Source organism: Tenacibaculum aestuariivivum (assembly GCF_964507685.1).
Taxonomy (GTDB): domain Bacteria; phylum Bacteroidota; class Bacteroidia; order Flavobacteriales; family Flavobacteriaceae; genus Polaribacter; species Polaribacter aestuariivivum.
This window is the reverse complement of the sequence record NZ_OZ208414.1, coordinates 1,183,935-1,202,480: the sequence shown is the minus strand read 5'-3', so window position 1 is coordinate 1,202,480 and position 18,546 is coordinate 1,183,935. Positions and strand designations below refer to the sequence as shown.

General features: G+C 28.8%; 15 protein-coding genes. 8 read left to right on the top strand and 7 right to left on the bottom strand.

What is annotated here, in order from left to right; translation table 11 throughout:
• The first annotated feature begins 13 nt into the window (after positions 1 to 13).
• From ACN5J4_RS05200 to ACN5J4_RS05185, 4 genes are all read left to right on the top strand, one after another.
• Entirely contained in the window at positions 14 to 247 is a 234-nt protein-coding gene (locus tag ACN5J4_RS05200) for a hypothetical protein (protein ID WP_418651052.1), read from the top strand.
• A gap of 22 nt (positions 248 to 269) precedes the next feature.
• Positions 270 to 554: a hypothetical protein gene (locus tag ACN5J4_RS05195; protein ID WP_418651051.1), complete on the top strand. Its 285-nt coding sequence runs from the start codon at positions 270 to 272 to the stop codon at positions 552 to 554.
• A gap of 179 nt (positions 555 to 733) precedes the next feature.
• Positions 734 to 1,258, top strand: coding sequence for a hypothetical protein (locus ACN5J4_RS05190; protein WP_418651050.1), 525 nt, complete (start codon positions 734 to 736; stop codon positions 1,256 to 1,258).
• A gap of 100 nt (positions 1,259 to 1,358) precedes the next feature.
• Positions 1,359 to 1,805: a KTSC domain-containing protein gene (locus ACN5J4_RS05185; RefSeq protein WP_418651049.1), complete on the top strand. Its 447-nt coding sequence runs from the start codon at positions 1,359 to 1,361 to the stop codon at positions 1,803 to 1,805.
• A gap of 87 nt (positions 1,806 to 1,892) precedes the next feature.
• Here the strand turns inward: ACN5J4_RS05185 and ACN5J4_RS05180 are convergent, their stop codons facing one another.
• The 3 genes from ACN5J4_RS05180 to ACN5J4_RS05170 are packed head-to-tail and all read right to left on the bottom strand — an operon-like array spanning position 1,893 to position 5,358.
• Positions 1,893 to 3,101 (bottom strand): NAD(P)/FAD-dependent oxidoreductase, encoded by a 1,209-nt coding sequence (locus ACN5J4_RS05180; RefSeq protein ID WP_418651048.1) that lies wholly within the window; start codon positions 3,099 to 3,101, stop codon positions 1,893 to 1,895.
• 39 nt (positions 3,102 to 3,140) lie between these two features.
• Entirely contained in the window at positions 3,141 to 4,082 is a 942-nt protein-coding gene (locus tag ACN5J4_RS05175; RefSeq protein ID WP_418651047.1) for a GYDIA family GHMP kinase, read from the bottom strand.
• Between the two features lie 4 nt (positions 4,083 to 4,086).
• The gene (locus ACN5J4_RS05170; protein WP_418651046.1) at positions 4,087 to 5,358 is read right to left on the bottom strand and encodes a hydroxymethylglutaryl-CoA reductase, degradative; all 1,272 of its coding nucleotides are present in this window, start codon (positions 5,356 to 5,358) and stop codon (positions 4,087 to 4,089) included.
• Between the two features lie 142 nt (positions 5,359 to 5,500).
• Here ACN5J4_RS05170 and ACN5J4_RS05165 point away from each other — a divergent pair, with 142 nt between their 5' ends.
• The 4 genes from ACN5J4_RS05165 (at position 5,501) to ACN5J4_RS05150 (ending at position 11,489) form a co-directional block, all read left to right on the top strand.
• The gene (locus tag ACN5J4_RS05165) at positions 5,501 to 7,645 is read left to right on the top strand and encodes a S9 family peptidase (RefSeq protein WP_418651141.1); all 2,145 of its coding nucleotides are present in this window, start codon (positions 5,501 to 5,503) and stop codon (positions 7,643 to 7,645) included.
• A 7-nt stretch (positions 7,646 to 7,652) separates the two neighbouring features.
• Entirely contained in the window at positions 7,653 to 9,026 is a 1,374-nt protein-coding gene (locus ACN5J4_RS05160) for a peptide MFS transporter (RefSeq protein ID WP_418651045.1), read from the top strand.
• A 74-nt stretch (positions 9,027 to 9,100) separates the two neighbouring features.
• Entirely contained in the window at positions 9,101 to 10,885 is a 1,785-nt protein-coding gene (locus ACN5J4_RS05155; protein WP_418651044.1) for a peptide MFS transporter, read from the top strand.
• Positions 10,886 to 10,970: 85 nt separating this feature from the next.
• Positions 10,971 to 11,489, top strand: a complete 519-nt coding sequence (locus tag ACN5J4_RS05150; RefSeq protein ID WP_418651043.1) for a thioredoxin family protein — start codon at positions 10,971 to 10,973, stop codon at positions 11,487 to 11,489.
• On the opposite strand, the gene ACN5J4_RS05145 is transcribed toward ACN5J4_RS05150, so the two are convergent.
• The 4 genes from ACN5J4_RS05145 to ACN5J4_RS05130 form a co-directional block, all read right to left on the bottom strand.
• The gene (locus ACN5J4_RS05145) at positions 11,486 to 13,519 is read right to left on the bottom strand and encodes a ComEC/Rec2 family competence protein (protein ID WP_418651042.1); all 2,034 of its coding nucleotides are present in this window, start codon (positions 13,517 to 13,519) and stop codon (positions 11,486 to 11,488) included. The two genes, ACN5J4_RS05150 and ACN5J4_RS05145, sit on opposite strands and share 4 nt — an antisense overlap.
• Positions 13,520 to 13,656: 137 nt before the next feature.
• The gene (lysS, locus tag ACN5J4_RS05140; protein ID WP_418651041.1) at positions 13,657 to 15,354 is read right to left on the bottom strand and encodes a lysine--tRNA ligase; all 1,698 of its coding nucleotides are present in this window, start codon (positions 15,352 to 15,354) and stop codon (positions 13,657 to 13,659) included.
• Between the two features lie 383 nt (positions 15,355 to 15,737).
• On the bottom strand, positions 15,738 to 16,214 hold the full coding sequence (locus ACN5J4_RS05135) for a DUF456 domain-containing protein (protein ID WP_418651040.1): 477 nt from the start codon (positions 16,212 to 16,214) through the stop codon (positions 15,738 to 15,740).
• Positions 16,215 to 17,005: 791 nt separating this feature from the next.
• On the bottom strand, positions 17,006 to 18,514 hold the full coding sequence (locus tag ACN5J4_RS05130; protein WP_418651039.1) for a GH3 auxin-responsive promoter family protein: 1,509 nt from the start codon (positions 18,512 to 18,514) through the stop codon (positions 17,006 to 17,008).
• Between the last annotated feature and the right edge of the window lie 32 nt (positions 18,515 to 18,546).

The following is an 18,546-nucleotide window of genomic DNA, read 5'->3' as shown; positions in this document are numbered from 1 at the left end:
AAAATGAATAAATATGAGTAGAAAACTAAAGTTAATTTGGGATTTTAAAGGTCCAGATGGACTAGAAACAGCAAAGCATCATTGTATTCATTTGGAAGAATTTTCGCAAATAGATAACTTAGTATGCCATGAGATAACTTTTAAAGTACTAAACCCAATGCATACTATTGCTTTTGTTATTATTAATGAGAGTGATATGAAAATTTTTAGAGATACCTTAAAGCCTCATAGAGGAGAATTAGCTTAAATAAACTTAAAAAAATAAAAATATGTTTTTAATAAATGCCTTAGCAAAACCAAAAAAATCATCAGAACATTATGATGAAGTTATCGGAGCTTATGTGAGCTTGTATATTGATTATAAAGATATACAGGGAGCTTTGAAGCTTGCAAAGTATTATATAAAAGAAGAGGGTTGGAAGTTAACTGAAATAGAAGAAGAGTATTTTACACTTGATTCTATAAATGATGTTGATGAAGATCAAAAAGAATTATACGAAGAAGCTTCAGAGTATGGTTATACAATAGTATTTAATTGCTACGAGGAAGAATAATAAAACGTTAAGTTATTTTGGTTAGTTATTCTGTTATGGAAAAACTAGCCAAAATTTACTATCTTTAAATAAAATTATATATTATGAAAGGTAGTTATGCTTTTGTTTTCTTATTTTTTACTTCTTTCATTGTATTTTCTCAGCATAAGTACTCAACTTATTCGGCTCACAAATCTATAATGTCAGCAATTCGAATTAACAATGAGTTAATAATAGGAAGAACATTTTTTTTTGAGAAACAGGCATTAGAAAAACCTTTGATGTTTCAAAATACTAAAAATAAGATAGCAAAATTTAATCAATTATCTAATGACTTGTCAAAATATATAGAATCTATTCAGGAAGAAGTTAATACTGAGCAGGTTTTGTATGATATGATAAATGATGGTGTTTATAAAAACATGTTGTTTTTGAATGATAATAAGTTAACTATTAAAGGTGAGGAACTCAAGTTGAAAATTGATAATTTATATAATTACGCTGTTAAAATTAATGTGCATAAATTATCACAACTAGAAAATTTTTATAACACTCACTTTAAAACGGATGCTATTTTTTATGATTTTGACGAAAATGAAATAGATTATTTTAAATATCATTTTTCGGATATTTCCAATTATGGAATTATGATGGCTATGAATTGTTTACATTTAGACGTAAAAACTTTTCAACTATTGTACTTTGGTACTGTTATGAGTTATTAAGTAAATAACTTATTTAAAATAAAGTGTTAAAAAAAATATAGCCTTATGTCTCATATTCAGATAATTTGAGTAATTTTGCAGGCTAAATTATTTCATACAAATGAAACGTATAAAAGAATATAAAAAGCTTTTTAATGTAGAAGGCTCAATAGTCTTAAAAGAATTAAAAACTACGTACCGAGGATTGGTAAAAGAGTGGCACCCAGATAAATTTCAAGACGAAGGTAAGAAATTAGAAGCAGAGGAGGTAAGTACTCAAATTATTGATGGGTATCATTTTTTAGTAAGTATTGCTCCTGAAACTAAAGAAGCTCAAGCTGAAGCATATAAAGCTACAATAACGGATTCTAGAGTTGCAGATTATCAGCATAAGAGTATGTTGTTAGAGGTTACTTTTACAGATGGTAATACTTATGAGTATTTTGGAGTTAGTAAAAAATTGTTTATTAAGTTTGTAAATGCAAAATCGATAAACAACTTTGGTAAAAGAAATATTTTTAATTCTTTTACGTACAGAAAGTCGAAAAAAGCCATGGCTACAGTTTAAAATATTAGATTAACAATTATTGTTAATTACATAAAAAAGCCTTTTTCAAATACTTGAAAGAGGCTTTTTTATTGTTTATAATTTTAATTATTCCGCAATACTTTTTGCGCAAATATAAGCACCTGTCCACGCATTTTGAAAATTAAATCCGCCAGTAACAGCATCAATATTTAAAACTTCACCAACCATAAATAAATTTTCATGTAATTTACTTTCAAAACGTTTAAAGTTAATTTCTTTCAAATTTATACCGCCAGCAGTTACAAATTCATCTTTAAAAGTGGTACGTCCGTTAGCATTAAATAATCCTTTTGTTAATTGCGATGCTAAATTATGTAATTGTTTATTACTTAAGTCGCCCCAGTTTTGGGTAGTTTTTATTTCAGCAGCACTTACAAAACGTTCCCATAAACGACGAGGAATATCAGTAAAAGGCGATTTTAAATTTACTTGTTTTCTAGCTTCTGAATTTTTAAGAGCTGTTAATTCGTTTAAAGTATCATCAAAATCTTGCCCTAGCCAATTTACTAAAACATTATATTGATAATTTTTATCAGCTAAAATACGTGCTCCAAAAGCCGAAAGTTTTAAAATTGCAGGTCCGCTTAACCCCCAATGTGTAATTAATAAAGGCCCTGAATTTTCTAAATTTGTTCCTACTAATTTTACATCAGCATTTGGAACAGATATTCCGCCTAAATCTATAATTCTTTTATCTTTTATGTTAAATGTGAATAATGAAGGCACAGGTTCAACAACTGTGTGATTTAAAGTTTTACATAAATCCCAAACTTTTTTAGAACTACCAGCTGCAATTACTAAATAATCGGCTTCAAATTGTTGTTCTTTTGTATTGATAATCCATTGTTCATTATTTTTTTCAATAGAATTTACACCGTGATTTTTTAAGACTTTAATCCCTAATTTATCAATAGATTCTTGAAAACAATCAATAATTGCTTGCGATGTATTTTCTTCAGGAAAAACCCTGTTATCATCTTCAATTTTCAACGGAACGCCTCTGTCATCAAACCATTCAAAAGTATCGCCTGTCATAAATTGATGAAAAGGACCTAAAAGTTCTTTTTCTCCTCTAGGATAAAACTTTACTAATTCTTTCGGTTCAAAACAAGCATGTGTAACATTACAGCGTCCTCCACCAGAAATTTTTACTTTTTGTAAAACTTCTTTTCCTTTTTCAAGAATGGTAATATCTAAATCAGGATTTTGTTCTTTTGCGTTAATTGCTGTAAAATGTCCTGCAGCACCGCCACCTATAATAATTACTTTTTTCATTATTTATTTTTATCCGTTTAAATAGTTTTATGAAAACTCTTATAAAACCATCTTTTTATAAGGTACAATTGTATTATATCCTTTTTCTTCAAAATAATTTATTGTAGTTTCATTTCCTGTAGCTAAAACAAAATCACCACCCCAAGCGCCTAAGCTTTTTATTTCACCAAAATAATCTGGAAAAAGTCGTTTTTTTACAGGTGTTTGTTTAATAATTGAACTAATTATTTGCTCATGTTCAACTATTATTTTATTGATGTTTTTAGTAGAATTTGCCTTTAAAAATTGCTGTGTTAAGGTATTTATTTCAGGAATTAATTTTATAGCACTTTCTCTGTGTTCCTTGTATTGCGCAATTCCTTTTCGGCTATTTTGTTTTTGATTTAAATAGATAAAAAATAACTCATCAGCAAAGTTAGGATTAAATTTTACTTTTGATACAATCGGTTTTTTTTCATCTAGTTGATATAAAATTGGCGTGTTATTACTTGCACAAGCAATATCGTAACCACTTCCTGAAAAGGCATTTTGTAATAAAGTAAACGGATTAACCTTTGCCCAAGTAGCAATATTGTTTATTAAAGTTGATGAACTTCCTAATCCCCAATTTTGAGGAAAAGTTAAGTTTGTTTTTACAAGATAGCCATTATTATCGGCATTATTATCGCTTAAAAAATCAGGATTTAATTTTTTAGCTTCTTGTAAAATATCAGCTAAAGTTTCTGCGATAAATTCGGCACTTCCTTCTTTATCAGAATTAAAAGTAGCAGAAGCTAGGCGTAACTTTGGCAAGTCGAAAGTAGCTTCAAACCAACATTCGCCAGTATTGGTAAAACTTCCCCAAATAAGTTGTTCTTCTTTAATGGGTTCAACTGTTAAGTTTTGCCCAAATTTAGTAGGAACAGCCAATGATGTTGCTCCGTCTAAAACAAGATATTCACCTGTTAATAATAATTTTCCGTTGCTGTAAAATGTATCCAAAATTTTAGTTTCTTAATTCGTTAACTTTATCAACTACGGCGCTATGAGAAACAGTTTTGTTATCAAAATAAGTGGTAACAATTTCTTTTTCTTCGGATGTTGCTTCTAACTGATTTAAAATATTTTGCAAGTGCATTTTCATGTGTCCGTGCTGAATTCCTTTGGTTGTTAAAGCGCGTAAAGCGGCAAAATTTTGAGCTAATCCAGCAGTTGCAACAATTTCCATTAATTGTTTTGCAGAAGGTTTTTGCATCATATCTAACGATAATTTTGCCATCGGATGTAGGCCTGTTAAACCACCAACAGTTCCAAGAGCAAGCGGAATTTCAATCCAAAATTTAAAGATTCCGTTTTTTATTTCACAATGCGTTAAACTTTTGTATTGCCCGTCTTTTGAAGCGTAGGCGTGTGCACCAGCTTCAATAGCTCTAAAATCGTTTCCTGTGGCCAAAACAACAGCGTCGATACCATTCATAATTCCTTTATTATGAGTAACGGCTCTGTAAGGTTCTATTTCAGCAATTTTAACAGCTTGTTCAAATTTTTGAGCAAATTTCTGAGGATTTTGTCCGCCTAAATCTTCAATTTTACAAGAAACTTCAGCACGAACCAAACATTCAGGAACATAGTTTGATAAAATACTCATTACAATCTCTATATTATCTTTTCTAAAAGTTTTTGCAATAGCTTCTAAACAAGAATTAATAAAATTTGCACCCATGCTATCTTTTGTTTCAAAAGTTACATGAAGTTGGTAATAATTAGTAAGTTTATCGGTTTTATCAATCAATTGAATATCTAAAATACCGCCACCACGTTTTTCCATATTTTTGGTGATGGAAGCCGTTGCTGTATATAAATTTTCTTTTTGATTATTAAAATAGGTGTTTAAATTTTCCTTATTGCCTTCATATATAAAATGTACTTGTCCGATTTTGGTAGTAGAAATAACTTCAGTTCTAAAACCGCCACGAGTACTCCAGTATTTTGCAACTAATGAAGCTGCAGCAACAACCGAACTTTCTTCAACAACCATCGGAATTACATAATCACGTCCATTTATAATAAAGTTGGGTGCAATACCATAAGGCATGTAAAAGTTAGAAATGGTGTTTTCTATAAAATCATCATGTAATTGTTGTAGTTTGCTATCAACATTCCAGTATTGTTTTAGTGTTTGTATAATTTCAGGTTGGTTATTAAAGTAAGTTTTAGTTAACCAATTTATTTTTTCTTCTTTGGTAAGTTTAGAAAATCCAGTAATAATTTTAGACATTCTTATTTAATTTTAGGTGCTTCAAAGATAAATGAATCCTATTGAAATAGGGAGCTTATTTGGTATTTATGATTTTTTTGACACGTTTTTTGCCGATTTTTCCGTAAACTTGGCAAACTTTTCAGACAAACAACAATTTAACATGAAGAAAATATTAATACTTTTTATAGGATTGTCTACGTTATTGCAAGCGCAAAAAAAAGACATCTCTTTAGAAGATATATGGAGAAATGGCACATTTAGAGTTGATTACATGAGTTCTCTAAATTCAATGAACGGTGATTTTTATTCATTGTTAAATAATAAAGAAGGGTATTCAACGGTTGATAAATATAGTTATAAAACCTTAGCAAAAGTTGCAACAATTGTAGATGGTAGTAGTCTAAATGGTTTAAATCAATTCGAATCATATAGTTTTAACAGCGATGAAACGAAGTTAATTTTAGGTACTAATTTTAAAAAGATATTTCGTCGTTCTTTTTTAGGTACATTTTATATGTATGATGTTGCTTCGAAAACATTAAAGTTAATAGGTAAAGATATTCAACGACCTAGCTTTTCACCAGATAGTAAAAGTGTTGCTTACGCAAAAGATAACAATTTATTTATACGAGATTTTTCAAGTAACACCATTGTTCAAGTAACTAATGATGGTGAAAAAAATAAAATTATAAATGGTATTACTGATTGGGTTTATGAAGAAGAATTTGCCTTTGTAAAAGCTTTTGAATGGAGTGCAAATGGTAATTATTTAGCTTTTTTACGATTTGATGAAAGTGCTGTGAAAACATTTTCTATGGATGTGTATGGTAATAATATATACCCAACTCAACAGGTATTTAAATATCCAAAAGCAGGTGAAGATAATGCAAAGGTAACTTTACATATATATAACTTAAATACAAACGGAACGGCAGAAGTGTTTTTTGGAGATTATGAATATATTCCAAGAATTAATTGGACTAAAGACGATAATGTTTTAGCAGTACGTACTTTAAATCGTCATCAGAATGATTTAAAAATGTATTTTATTAACGCTAAAACTTATGATACTTCATTAATTTTAAACGAAAAAGATGAAGCATTTGTAGCTGTTAATGATGATTTAACTTTTTTAAATGATAATAGTTTTATTTGGTCAAGCGAAAAAGATGGGTACAATCATATGTATTATTATGATAATAAAGGAGCGTTAATTAATCAGATAACAAAAGGTAATTGGGAGGTAACAACTTATTATGGTTTTGATGCTGATAAAAAAACAATCTATTACCAATCGGTTGAAAACGGTTCTATAAATAGAGGTGTTTACAGTATTTCTTTATCAGGTGATTATAAAAAAATAATCAGTAATCCGTCAGGAACAAACAACGCCTCTTTTAGTAAAAATAGGCATTATTTTATCAATACTTTTTCTGATGCTAACACTCCAGTAGTATATTCTTTAAGAAATAATACGGGGGAGGTGTTAAAAATAATAAAAGATAATACAGCTGTAAAACAAGTTGTAGCTGGTTATAATTTAAGTCAAAAAGAATTTTCGACTATTAATGTAAATGGAAATGACTTAAACATGTATACTATTAAACCTGCTAATTTCGATTCAAATAAGAAATATCCAGTATTAATGTATCAGTACTCAGGACCAGGCTCACAAAGTGTAAAAAACACTTGGAACGATTCGAACGATTATTGGCACCAAATATTAGCACAAAGTGGTTATATAGTTGTTTGTGTTGATGGTAGAGGAACAGGTTTTAAAGGTAGAGATTTTAAAAAAGTAACCTATTTGAATTTAGTAAAATACGAAACAGAAGATCAGATAGCTGTAGCTAAAAAAATAGCTAATTTACCATATGTTGATGCTAATAGAATAGGTATTTGGGGTTGGTCTTTTGGAGGTCACATGAGTACAAATTGTATTTTAAAAGGAAGTGATGTTTTTACAACAGCAATAGCAGTTGCACCTGTTACTAATTGGCGTTTTTACGACACTATTTATACTGAGCGTTATATGCGCACCCCTGATGAAAATCCAACAGGATATGATGATAATTCTCCTTTAAACTACCCAGAATTATTAAAAGGTAAATATTTATTAATTCACGGAACAGGTGATGATAATGTACACGTTCAAAATGCATACAGAATGGCAGAAGCACTAATTCAAGCCAATAAACAATTTGAATGGGCAATGTATCCTGATAAAAATCACGGAATTTATGGTGGTAATACTCGTTTGCACTTATATACTAAAATGACAAACTTTATTAAAAACAATTTATAGGAAACATATGGTAAATTCAACATCTATTAAACAAAAAGAATTATTTGGACACCCAATAGGGCTATATGTGCTGTTTTTTACAGAAATGTGGGAACGTTTTTCATACTACGGTATGAGGGCAATTTTAGTATTATATTTAGTTGCTCAAACAACTGATAAAAATGCAGGTTTAGGTTGGACTAACGGAGAGGCTTTATCGTTATATGGTTGGTATACTATGTTAGTATACGTTGCTTCTATTCCTGGAGGTTGGATTGCTGATAAATTTTTAGGGCAAAAGAAATCGGTATTATACGGTGGTGTTTTACTGGTTCTCGGACATAGTGTTTTGGCAATTGAGCAAATGTGGGCTTTTTACACAGGGTTAGGGTTAATTATCGCAGGTGTTGGTTTATTAAAACCTAATATTTCTACCATGGTAGGAAGCTTGTATGGACAAGGAGATATTAGAAGAGATAAAGGTTTTACTATTTTTTATATCGGGATTAATGTCGGTGCATTTATATCGGCTTTAGTTGTTGGGTATGTTGGAGAAACTTACGGATGGCATTATGGTTTTGGAATTGCAGGTATCGGAATGGCGTTAGGTTTGGTACAGTATATTGTTGGGCAAAAACATCTGAATCATGTAGGTAACTTTTTAGGAAGTTCTGAAAATAAAGCCGAACAAGCATTAATGGACAAGCCTTTAACTAAAATAGAAAAAGATAGAATTATTGTTTTATTTATTTCCTTTTTATTAGTAATTATCTTCTGGGGAGCTTTTGAACAAGCTGGTGGATTGATGAATATTTATGCTAAAGAAAAAACAAATAGAGTGTTAATGGGCTTTGAAGTTCCTGCTTCTTGGTTTCAATCATTAAACGCTTTATTTATTATTACATTAGGAACTTTTATAGCAGGTTTTTGGGCTAAAAGAAAACTACAAGGTAAAATTTCTACCTCATTATTTAAAATGATTATTGGACTTATTATTATGGGGGCAGGTTTCTTTTTTATGACAGGAGCAGTAGCACAATTTAATAATGATGGGTCTTCTGCAATGTATTGGTTAGTATTGGCTTACATGCTTCATACTACTGGTGAATTGTGTATTTCTCCGGTGGCTTTATCGTTTATTACCAAATTATCACCAGCAAAATATGCTTCTATTATGATGGGGGTCTATTTTGCTATGACAGGTTTAGGAAATAAATTAGCAGGTTTATTAGGGGAGTCTGCAGAAAGCTTAGGTGAAAGTACTATTTTTACAGGAATTGCTGTTTTTTGTATGGTTTTCGGTGCTTTAGTATTAGTATTTCGTAAAAAATTAGAAGCCTTAACACATGGTGCAGAAGATAATGAAAGAGCATTAGATGATGCTAGTAGAGAGATTGCATAAGTTAAAAACACAAAGAAACCTTATCGTTAAAAATTATATGTTTTTTTTACTTTTATAAATTATATAACAAAAAGATGAATACAGATATTGAAAATCTATTCGAAGACAAAGTTTTAGGGCATCCAGCAGGACTGTTTGTGTTGTTCTTTACAGAAATGTGGGAGCGTTTTTCATTTTATGGAATGCGCGTATTATTGGTGAATTTTTTAACAATGGCTATTGTTGGTGTTGATAACCCCGGGTGGGGATGGTCTGCAGAAAATGCTGGAGCTTTGTTTGGTACTTATGCAATGTTATTATATATAACACCAATTATTGGAGGTGTAGTTGCAGATAAGTTTACAGGATATAGATGGGCTGTTGTTATAGGTTCTTTAATTATGACTTTAGGGCATGCAGCAATGGCTTTTGAAACCGAGCTATCAATGTATGCTGGTCTTGGTTTGTTAGTTGTCGGAACCGGTTTTTTTAAACCAAATATTACGTCTATTATTTCAGAAATGTATAAGAAAAACCCTGAGAAAAAAGATGGAGCTTACACCATATTTTATATGGGAGTTAATGCTGGAGCTTTTTTTGGAATGTTATTATGTGGTTATTTAGCAGAAAAAGTAGGTTGGCATTATGGTTTTGGATTAGCAGGGGTTTTTATGTTATTAGGAACATTACAGTTTTGGATGTCAGGTAGTTTATTTGGTAGTATTGGGGCTAAACCATCTTTAGTATATGAAGTAGAAATACCTCAAAATATTAATGAAGAATATCCAGAAAAAAGAATTAAAGATACTGGTAACAATGAGCAATTAAACCCGTTTACATTTTTAGATAAAATTTTAATAGTAATATCTTCGGTACTTGGTTTAGGGTATGCTTTAAATGACCCAATATCTAAAATAGCAGGTTTTGATATGTTTTCATCTTTAAAAGTTGGAGGCTTAGAAGGGCAGTACTTTGCCGTGTTATTAGCTTTAGGAGCATTTTTATTTTTAGTTGCTACTAGGATTAGTCGTTATACAAAAATAATACGTGACAGAATGATTGCGTTTATCATCTTTGCTTTTTTTACAGTGTTCTTTTGGATGAGTTTTGAACAAGGAGCATCGTCATTAGTATTATTTGCTAGAGATAATGTTGATAGAGTGCTTACTGGTGATACAGCTTTAATTTTTAATATAATTAACGGACTGATAACTGTAATTCCATTGGCAATTATAACATATGTTTTATTTATTCTCTGGAACAAAACATTTAAGAAAATACCAGGTTCAAATATTGTTTTAGTAATATGTTTTACTCTTATGTGGGGTATTGCTATTTGGATGTTAGATCGTGAGTTTTCATCAGATATTTCAGAAATTACCGTTTCATGGTTTTCTGTATTAAATTCATTTTTTATTATTGCCTTTGCTTCACTTTTCTCTAAATGGTGGGAAAGTAAATACAATCCTTCGGTAACAGGAAAATATGCATTAGGATTAATTATAATGGCATTAGGTTTTGGTTTATTAGCCTTTGGAGCCTATGGAATTAAAGAAGGTGTTAAAGTAAGTATGATTTGGTTAATTTTAGCTTACTTATTACATACTTTAGGAGAACTTTGTTTATCTCCTGTAGGTTTATCTTATGTATCCAAATTAGTGCCTGCTCGTATGATTGCGTTTATGTTTGGTATGTGGTACTTGGCTATAGCCATTGGTAATAAAATAGCAGCTGTAATTGGTGGGCAAATTGAAAATATTGCCAAAGAGTATAGTTTATCAACATTTTTTTTAATTTTTACCATAGTTCCAATTATAGCAGCTCTTGTTATTTTGGCATTAGGTCCTGTTATTAGAAAGTTAATGCATGGTGTTAAGTAATAAGAATATTTTACAAAAACCTGTTAATTATTAAGTAATTAACAGGTTTTTGTAATTTTGGAATACTTATTGATACAAAATAAATATGAAGAAATTAATTTTAGTAGTAGTTTTAGCTATTATTTCCGTTGGAGTAAAAGCACAAGAAAAGGTTAATTGGTTAACTTTTGAAGAGGCAATAGAAAAAAGCAGTAGTAATCCGAAGCCCATTTTGGTAGACTTATATACGGATTGGTGTGGCTGGTGTAAAAAAATGGATAAGACAACCTATAAAAACAATATAATTGTAAAGTATATTAATGATAATTATTATGCTGTTAAAATGGATGGTGAAGGTAAAGATGATATTAGTTTTAATGGTAAAATTTATAAGTATGTTCAGCAAGGAAAAAGCAAGTATCATGAATTAGCAGCAGCTATTATGAAAGGTAAAATGAGTTATCCTTCTACGGCATTTTTTGATCCTGAAAAAAGATTAATTCAAACCGTTCCAGGGTATTTAACAGAGGCTAAATTTGAGAAAATTTTAGCATATTTTACAAAAGACGCATATAAAACAGTAGAATGGCCTGATTTTGAAAAGAGCTTTAAAAGTGCAATCTAATTAGTTTTATTAATACTATAAGCTCCGTTTTTACTTGTGTGGTAAAACGGAGTTTTGTGTTTATTACAAGTAATTTGCCAATTATTTATAGAGCTATTATAATTACTAGCGTCAGCAATTACTTGTTTTGGCTTTAAGATAGTTATTAATCTGTTTAAATTAATTTTAGGAGAGTTTTGTAAAATAACTATTGGGTTTTTAATACCTATATTATAAATTCCTAAACTATCAATAATTAATATTTTTTCTTTATTCCAATAAATAATATTTGGAATTTTATTGCAAAAGTTACTAGCTATATTTTCATGTATTCTATACGCTTTAATAGATTTTTCACTAGCTGTTGTTAAATTTTCTAAATTGTGAAAAACTTGTAATTTATTTCCATTTCTTATTCCTATCATATTTTTTCTATTTTTATTAAAAACAATAAATTCTTGTTTGGTTTCTCTGTCCTTTTTTTCTAAAATAGTAACCGTTTGTAATGCTATTATTGTTATTAATAAAAAGAGTATATGTTTTACCTTTTTACAGGTAATGTATTGATATGAAAAAACAATGATAATATACCAAATAATTATTTCATGAAAAGACATTGGTATTTCCTGTAATAAAAACTCTTCTTGTTTGGCAACCCAATCAACAATTTTATTCATTAATGAAATAATGAATCCGTAGAAATCAAACAAAACCTGTATAGGTATTTTTAAAAGAGCAAGAAATATTATTATAATTCCGCCCATCAAAATACTACCTAAAAAAGGAATTATTAATAAATTAGAAATTATAAATAGCACAGGAAATTGATGAAAATAATACAAACTTATCGGTAATATTCCTATTTGTGCGGCAATTGAAACGGTTAGTAAACTCCAAAATTTATTCAATAGCCAAAATTTTGGATCCCATATTTTGTAAAGCATTGGTTGTATCCAAATAATTCCGAATACAGCCATATAACTCAACTGAAAACCAACATCAAATAAAAATAAAGGTTTTATCAGTAATAAAAAAAACATCGAGCTAATTAAAGAATATTCAACTATTTTCTTTTTTTTGAAAGAATCTCCAATAGCAATAAACGTAAACATAGTAACGGCTCTAACTACTGAAGCTGATAATCCTGCTATAAAAGCAAACATCCAAAGTAAAATAATCAAAAATAAACTTTTTATTAATAGTCCATTTTTTAAACGTTCAATAGGTTTTAATAAATAACTTAACATCAATAGTAAAATACCGATATGTAAGCCTGAAATAGCCAAAATATGTATAGCTCCTGCATTGGTATAACTTTGGATAAGACTTTTAGAAATATCTTTTCGTTCTCCTAATAAGAGCGCATTAATTACAGATAATTCATTTTTATTGAAGTTATATTTTTTTAAGGAAGTTTTAATTTTATTTCTGATTTTTTCAGATAAACCATAAATTGAAGTGTTATTTTTTATTAATTTTTGATAATTATCAGAATTGATAAAAACTTGTTGATATACATATTTTTTTGATAAATAATTACTGTAATCAAATTGATATGGGTTTAATGGTGTTCTTAATTTTTTAAATTCAGTTTTTGTAAAAATTAAATCATCCACTTTTAAAGTTGATGAAATACTATCCTTTTTAAGATTTAAAAGAATTGTTCCAACTGTTTTTTTAGTATCAATTTGAATTACATCAACAATATATTTATGATTATAATTTCCACTTTTTAAAACCTTATGTATTTGTAGTACGATACTTGAATTATCAGTAATATGATGTTTGTAATAACTATCATAATTTTTAGGATTGTGTATAAATGTGGTAGAAATTCCGATAAAAACAAATAGTAAATTCGTAATTATGGTATAATAAATTTTAGCTTTTACTTTTTTCTTCAGAAGAAATAAAATTCCTGTTAAGGTTAATAAAATAAGAGCTAAATAGCTAAAATTATAATGCCAAATATTGGTATAAAATTGAATTATTATTCCAATAATTATACAAATGAGAAAATGAAAGGGTAGGTATTGTAACAGTTTTTTCATAGCTCTTTAAAGTTATGAAAAATAAATTATTTACACGTTTAATTTATATTACTGAATTTTTAATTGTTTAAAGATATTTTTTTAAACAAAAAAGCAATCTTTTCAGATTGCTTTTTATATTATATGTGAGAAAAAAATTACACTAATTCAACAAATAAACCTTCTTCAGTTTTTTCAACTTTAGCTAATTTATTTTTAGTTAATCCTTTAATTGTTTTATCCCATTTTTTGTTAGATAATAACGATTGTGTTTTTAAAGCATTTAATTCAATCTTGTCAGATTTTTCAATAATAGCTAAAACATTTTTTTCATCATCATTTAATTCAACAGCTGGTGCTTTTTTCTCAGGTCTCATTTGAGGAAAAAATAATACTTCTTGAATAGATGCATTATTTGTTAAATACATAATTAATCTGTCCATACCAATTCCTAAACCAGATGTAGGAGGCATTCCGTATTCTAAAGCACGTAAAAAGTCGTGGTCAATAAATTCAGTAGCTTCATCATCACCACGTTCAGCTAATTTTAATTGTGCTTCAAAACGTTCTCGTTGGTCAATAGGGTCATTTAATTCAGAATATGCATTTGCAATTTCTTTACCACAAACCATTAATTCAAAACGCTCTGTTAATTCAGGGTTATCTCTATGTTCTTTACATAATGGAGACATTTCCTTCGGATAATCAGTAATAAAAGTAGGTTGAATGTAGTTTCCTTCACATTTTTCACCAAACATTTCATCAATTAATTTTCCTTTACCCATGGTTGCATCAACTTCAATACCCATTTCTTTAGCAGCCTCAAAAAGTTCAGTTTCTGATTTTCCGTTAATATCAAAACCAGTAAAATGTTTGATAGAATCAGCCATTGTAACTCTTGCGTATGGAGCTTTAAAATCAATTTTATGCTCTCCAAAAGTTGTTTCACTAGTTCCATTTACGGCAATCGCACAATGTTCTAATAACTTTTCGGTAAAGTCCATCATCCAGTTGTAGTCTTTATAAGCTACATAAATTTCCATTGCTGTAAATTCAGGATTATGCGTTCTGTCCATTCCTTCATTTCTGAAGTTTTTAGAAAACTCATACACACCATCAAAACCACCAACAATTAATCGCTTTAAATATAGCTCATTAGCAATACGCATATATAAAGGTACATCTAATGCATTATGATGCGTCATAAAAGGTCTAGCAGATGCACCACCAGCAATAGGTTGTAAAATAGGTGTTTCTACTTCAAAATAACCAGCATCATTAAAAAAGTTACGCATTGCAGTAAATAACTTTGTACGCTTAACAAAAACCTCTTTTACGTGTGGGTTAACCACTAAATCAGCATAACGCTGACGGTAACGCATTTCAGGGTCAGTAAAACCATCAAAAGTATTTCCTTCGGCATCAACTTTAGGTAAAGGCAATGGTTTTAATGATTTACTTAATAATTTAAAATCTTTAACCATTACGGTTTTTTCACCAACTTGAGTAGTAAATAATTCACCTTCAATACCAATGAAATCACCAATATCTAATAATTTTTTATATACATCATTGTATAAAGTTTTATCTTCTTCGGTACAAATTTCGTCACGATTAAAATATACTTGAATACGACCTTCGCTATCTTGTAATTCAGCAAAAGAAGCTTTTCCTTGAATACGACGACTCATTAATCTACCAGCAATTATCACCTTTTTTCCTTCTTCAAATTCGTTTTTTATAACTTTCGAATTAGAATTTAATGGAAATAAATCAGCAGGATAAGGATTGATACCTAATTCACGTAATTTCCCTAATTTTTCTCTACGTACAACTTCTTGTTCTGATAATTGCATGGGTTATTTTTTTAATTTTTAATGAAGCTGCAAATATACAATCAATTGCAGCATTAAACAATGATTAACAAAATGACCTTTTTTGTGTAAAAATAAATAAATTTTGTAAAGTGTTTTTTAAAATGTATATTTGCAGGCTGATTTCTTTTTAAGAGGTGAGTAATTTAGTTGTGTTGTTGGACACTTTAAATAGTGTCATGGTTTTGTTAACCAATGGAAAGCTTCCCTGAGATGGGTCGCTTTTTTTTTGTTTAATTTTAGGTTTTTGAGGCTGTTTTCGGCTTTTATAACTTGCTATTTATAAGTAAGTCATATAGTTAATTCAATTATGGTTAGGTCTATTTACTGAAATTAAACTACTATATAAAGGCGTCTTTATATTTCTAAAAAGTTATCATAAACAAAACAAAATAAACAATAGCAATAGAAAACTTAATTGTAACTGAAGTTAAAAAACCGAGTAAAGCACCAAAAGAAGCTTTAAGAGCTCTGTTAGTATTTTTACTGTCATATATTAATTCACCAATAAGTGCTCCTGTAAAAGCACCTATTATAATACCAAAAGGAATAGGAGATAGTAAGCCTATAATAAGTCCTATTGTGGTAACATAAACTCCATATTTAGTACCTCCAAAACGTTTTGTCTCTAAGGCATGAATTAGGTAATTAATAAAAAATATAAACACTGCAACAACTAAGGTTATTCCTAAAAATGTCCAATCTTGGGGAATTACTCTTGTTAAATAAAGTAATAAGAGTCCAACCCAACTTGTAATTGGACCAGAAAATATAGGTAAAAATGACCCCAAAATACCTAAAGAAATAAAAATAAAATCGAGTAAAGCTAATAATATATCCATGTTTATTTTTAAGTGTAGGTTAGTTGTAACCTACTAATATAAATTTATGAATTGTTTTAATAATATTTTTATAAAAATTTGCTTGTTAAAATGAGTGCTTTTTAATATATTTTTTTTTGAAAAATTAATGAAATGAGGTTTTTTATTATAACATTTCTTAGCATGTTTAGCGATTACTCAATAATAAAGTCTAAAAAAGCATGATAAATTCTGTTATAGATTATATTTTAGTTGATAGGTTACTAGTTTTTATAAACTGTAGAAATTTACTTGCAAGTAATAATTAAAAATGTTTTTTTGAGGGAGTAAATAAAAGAATTCAGCAGTTTTTATCTGAATATAATTTTATGCCTGATGAATTTATCAATGAAACTGTTTTAATTGATAGTAAAGGGAGTTTTAAATTTTAAAAAATAAATATTTCGCCAAAAGTTTATAATAACTTATTTAGTTTAGTGATTATGATTGTAGCATTATCTAAAATAACACTAGCATATAAAAAAGTATTCTAGTTGTTACATAGTATTAATTACTTATTAAAATAAAACCATATAGTACATGAAAAATAAGAAATAAAAAGATTTATATTTTTTATTGAATTGTTTTTTTGCTAAGTAAAATTAATAATTTATGCTATTTGAAGTTAACTAAGTCTTTTAAAGCTTGATAAATATGTTGTTTTAGTTAATTTTATAGAAGTATAATTACTATAAAATAACTGTATATTACAGTATGTAACCAATATGATGATGGTTTTATATTTGAATATATTTAACAAAAAATATTATCTATTATAATTTCAGTAATTCTTCTATAAAATTACGCTTATTGGATAATCTAGGTATTTTATGTTGTCCACCTAATTTTCCTTTTTCTCTTAACCAATCATAAAATAGGTTTCTACGAGCTTTATGTATAATTGGCATTGCCAATGTCATGTTATTATAGCGTTTTGCTTCATAATCAGAATTAATAGTTTTTAATGCATTGTCTAATAATTCTTTGAAGGAGTTTAAGTTTTTAGGGGCTTTGTTGAACTCAATAATCCATTCATGCCCACCACTTTTTTTATCAGCCATAAAAATAGGTCCAACAGTATAATCTAGAATACTTGCATTTGTTTTTTCACAAGCAACTTTTAAAGCATCTTCTGCATTTTCTATAATTAACTCTTCTCCAAAAACATTAATATGATGTTTGGTTCGTCCCGTAATTTTTATGCGGTATGGTTTTATAGAAGTGAATTTTACAGTATCTCCTATTAAATAACGCCATAGACCTCCATTCGTAGTTATTATTACGGCATAATTAATCTCTTTTTGTACTTTAGAAAGTGGAATTGTAACAGAGTTTTCACCATTATATTCATGCATTGGAACAAACTCATAAAAAATACCATAATCTAACATTAATAATAATTCTTCAGAGTTATTTAAATCTTGAATTGCAAAAAAACCTTCAGATGCATTATAAGTTTCATAATATTTAAATTCTTTTTTAGGAATCAGTTTTTTGTACTGCTCTCTATATGGGTTAAAGTTTACACCTCCATGAAAGTACACTTCTAAGTTCGGCCAAACTTCTAATATGTTATCTTTTCCAGTCTTTTCTAAAACTCTGTTTAAAAGTACCAACATCCAGCTAGGAACTCCAACTAAGCTAGTTATATTTTCATGGATGGTTTCATCAATAATAGCTTCCATTTTTGTTTCCCATTCAGCCATTAATGATACTTCTTGGCTTGGAGCTGAACTAAAATCAGCCCAAAAAGGCAAGTTTTCTGTTATAATAGCTGATAAATCACCAAAGTATGAATTGTTATCTTCGTAAATGGCAGTGCTACCACCTAACTTCAATCCTTTACCTTTAAACATTTGAGTGTTTTCATTATTATTAATGTAAAGACACAGCATATCTTTTCCAGCTTTTAAATGACACCCTTCAAGGGCTTCATCGCTAACTGGAATAAATTTACTTTTAGCATTTGTTGTTCCACTACTTTTAGCAAACCAACGAATAGGTGTAGGCCAAAATAAGTTTTGTTCTCCTTTTCTACAGCGTTCAATAAGTGGTTCAATACTTTCATATTTTTGAATAGGAACAGTTTTTGAAAAATCACTGTAGTTTTTTATTGCTGAAAAATTATATTGTTTACCAAATTCTGTGTTTTTTGCAGTATTTAATAGTTTTTGTAATAGTTCATTTTGAACATCAATAGGATATTTTAAAAATAATTCTACTTGGTGTTTACGTTTTTTTAAAAACCAAGAAATAATAGCATTTATAAATGGAAATGACATAGGGTAAGTCTTAATTCAATTTTTTTTACAGT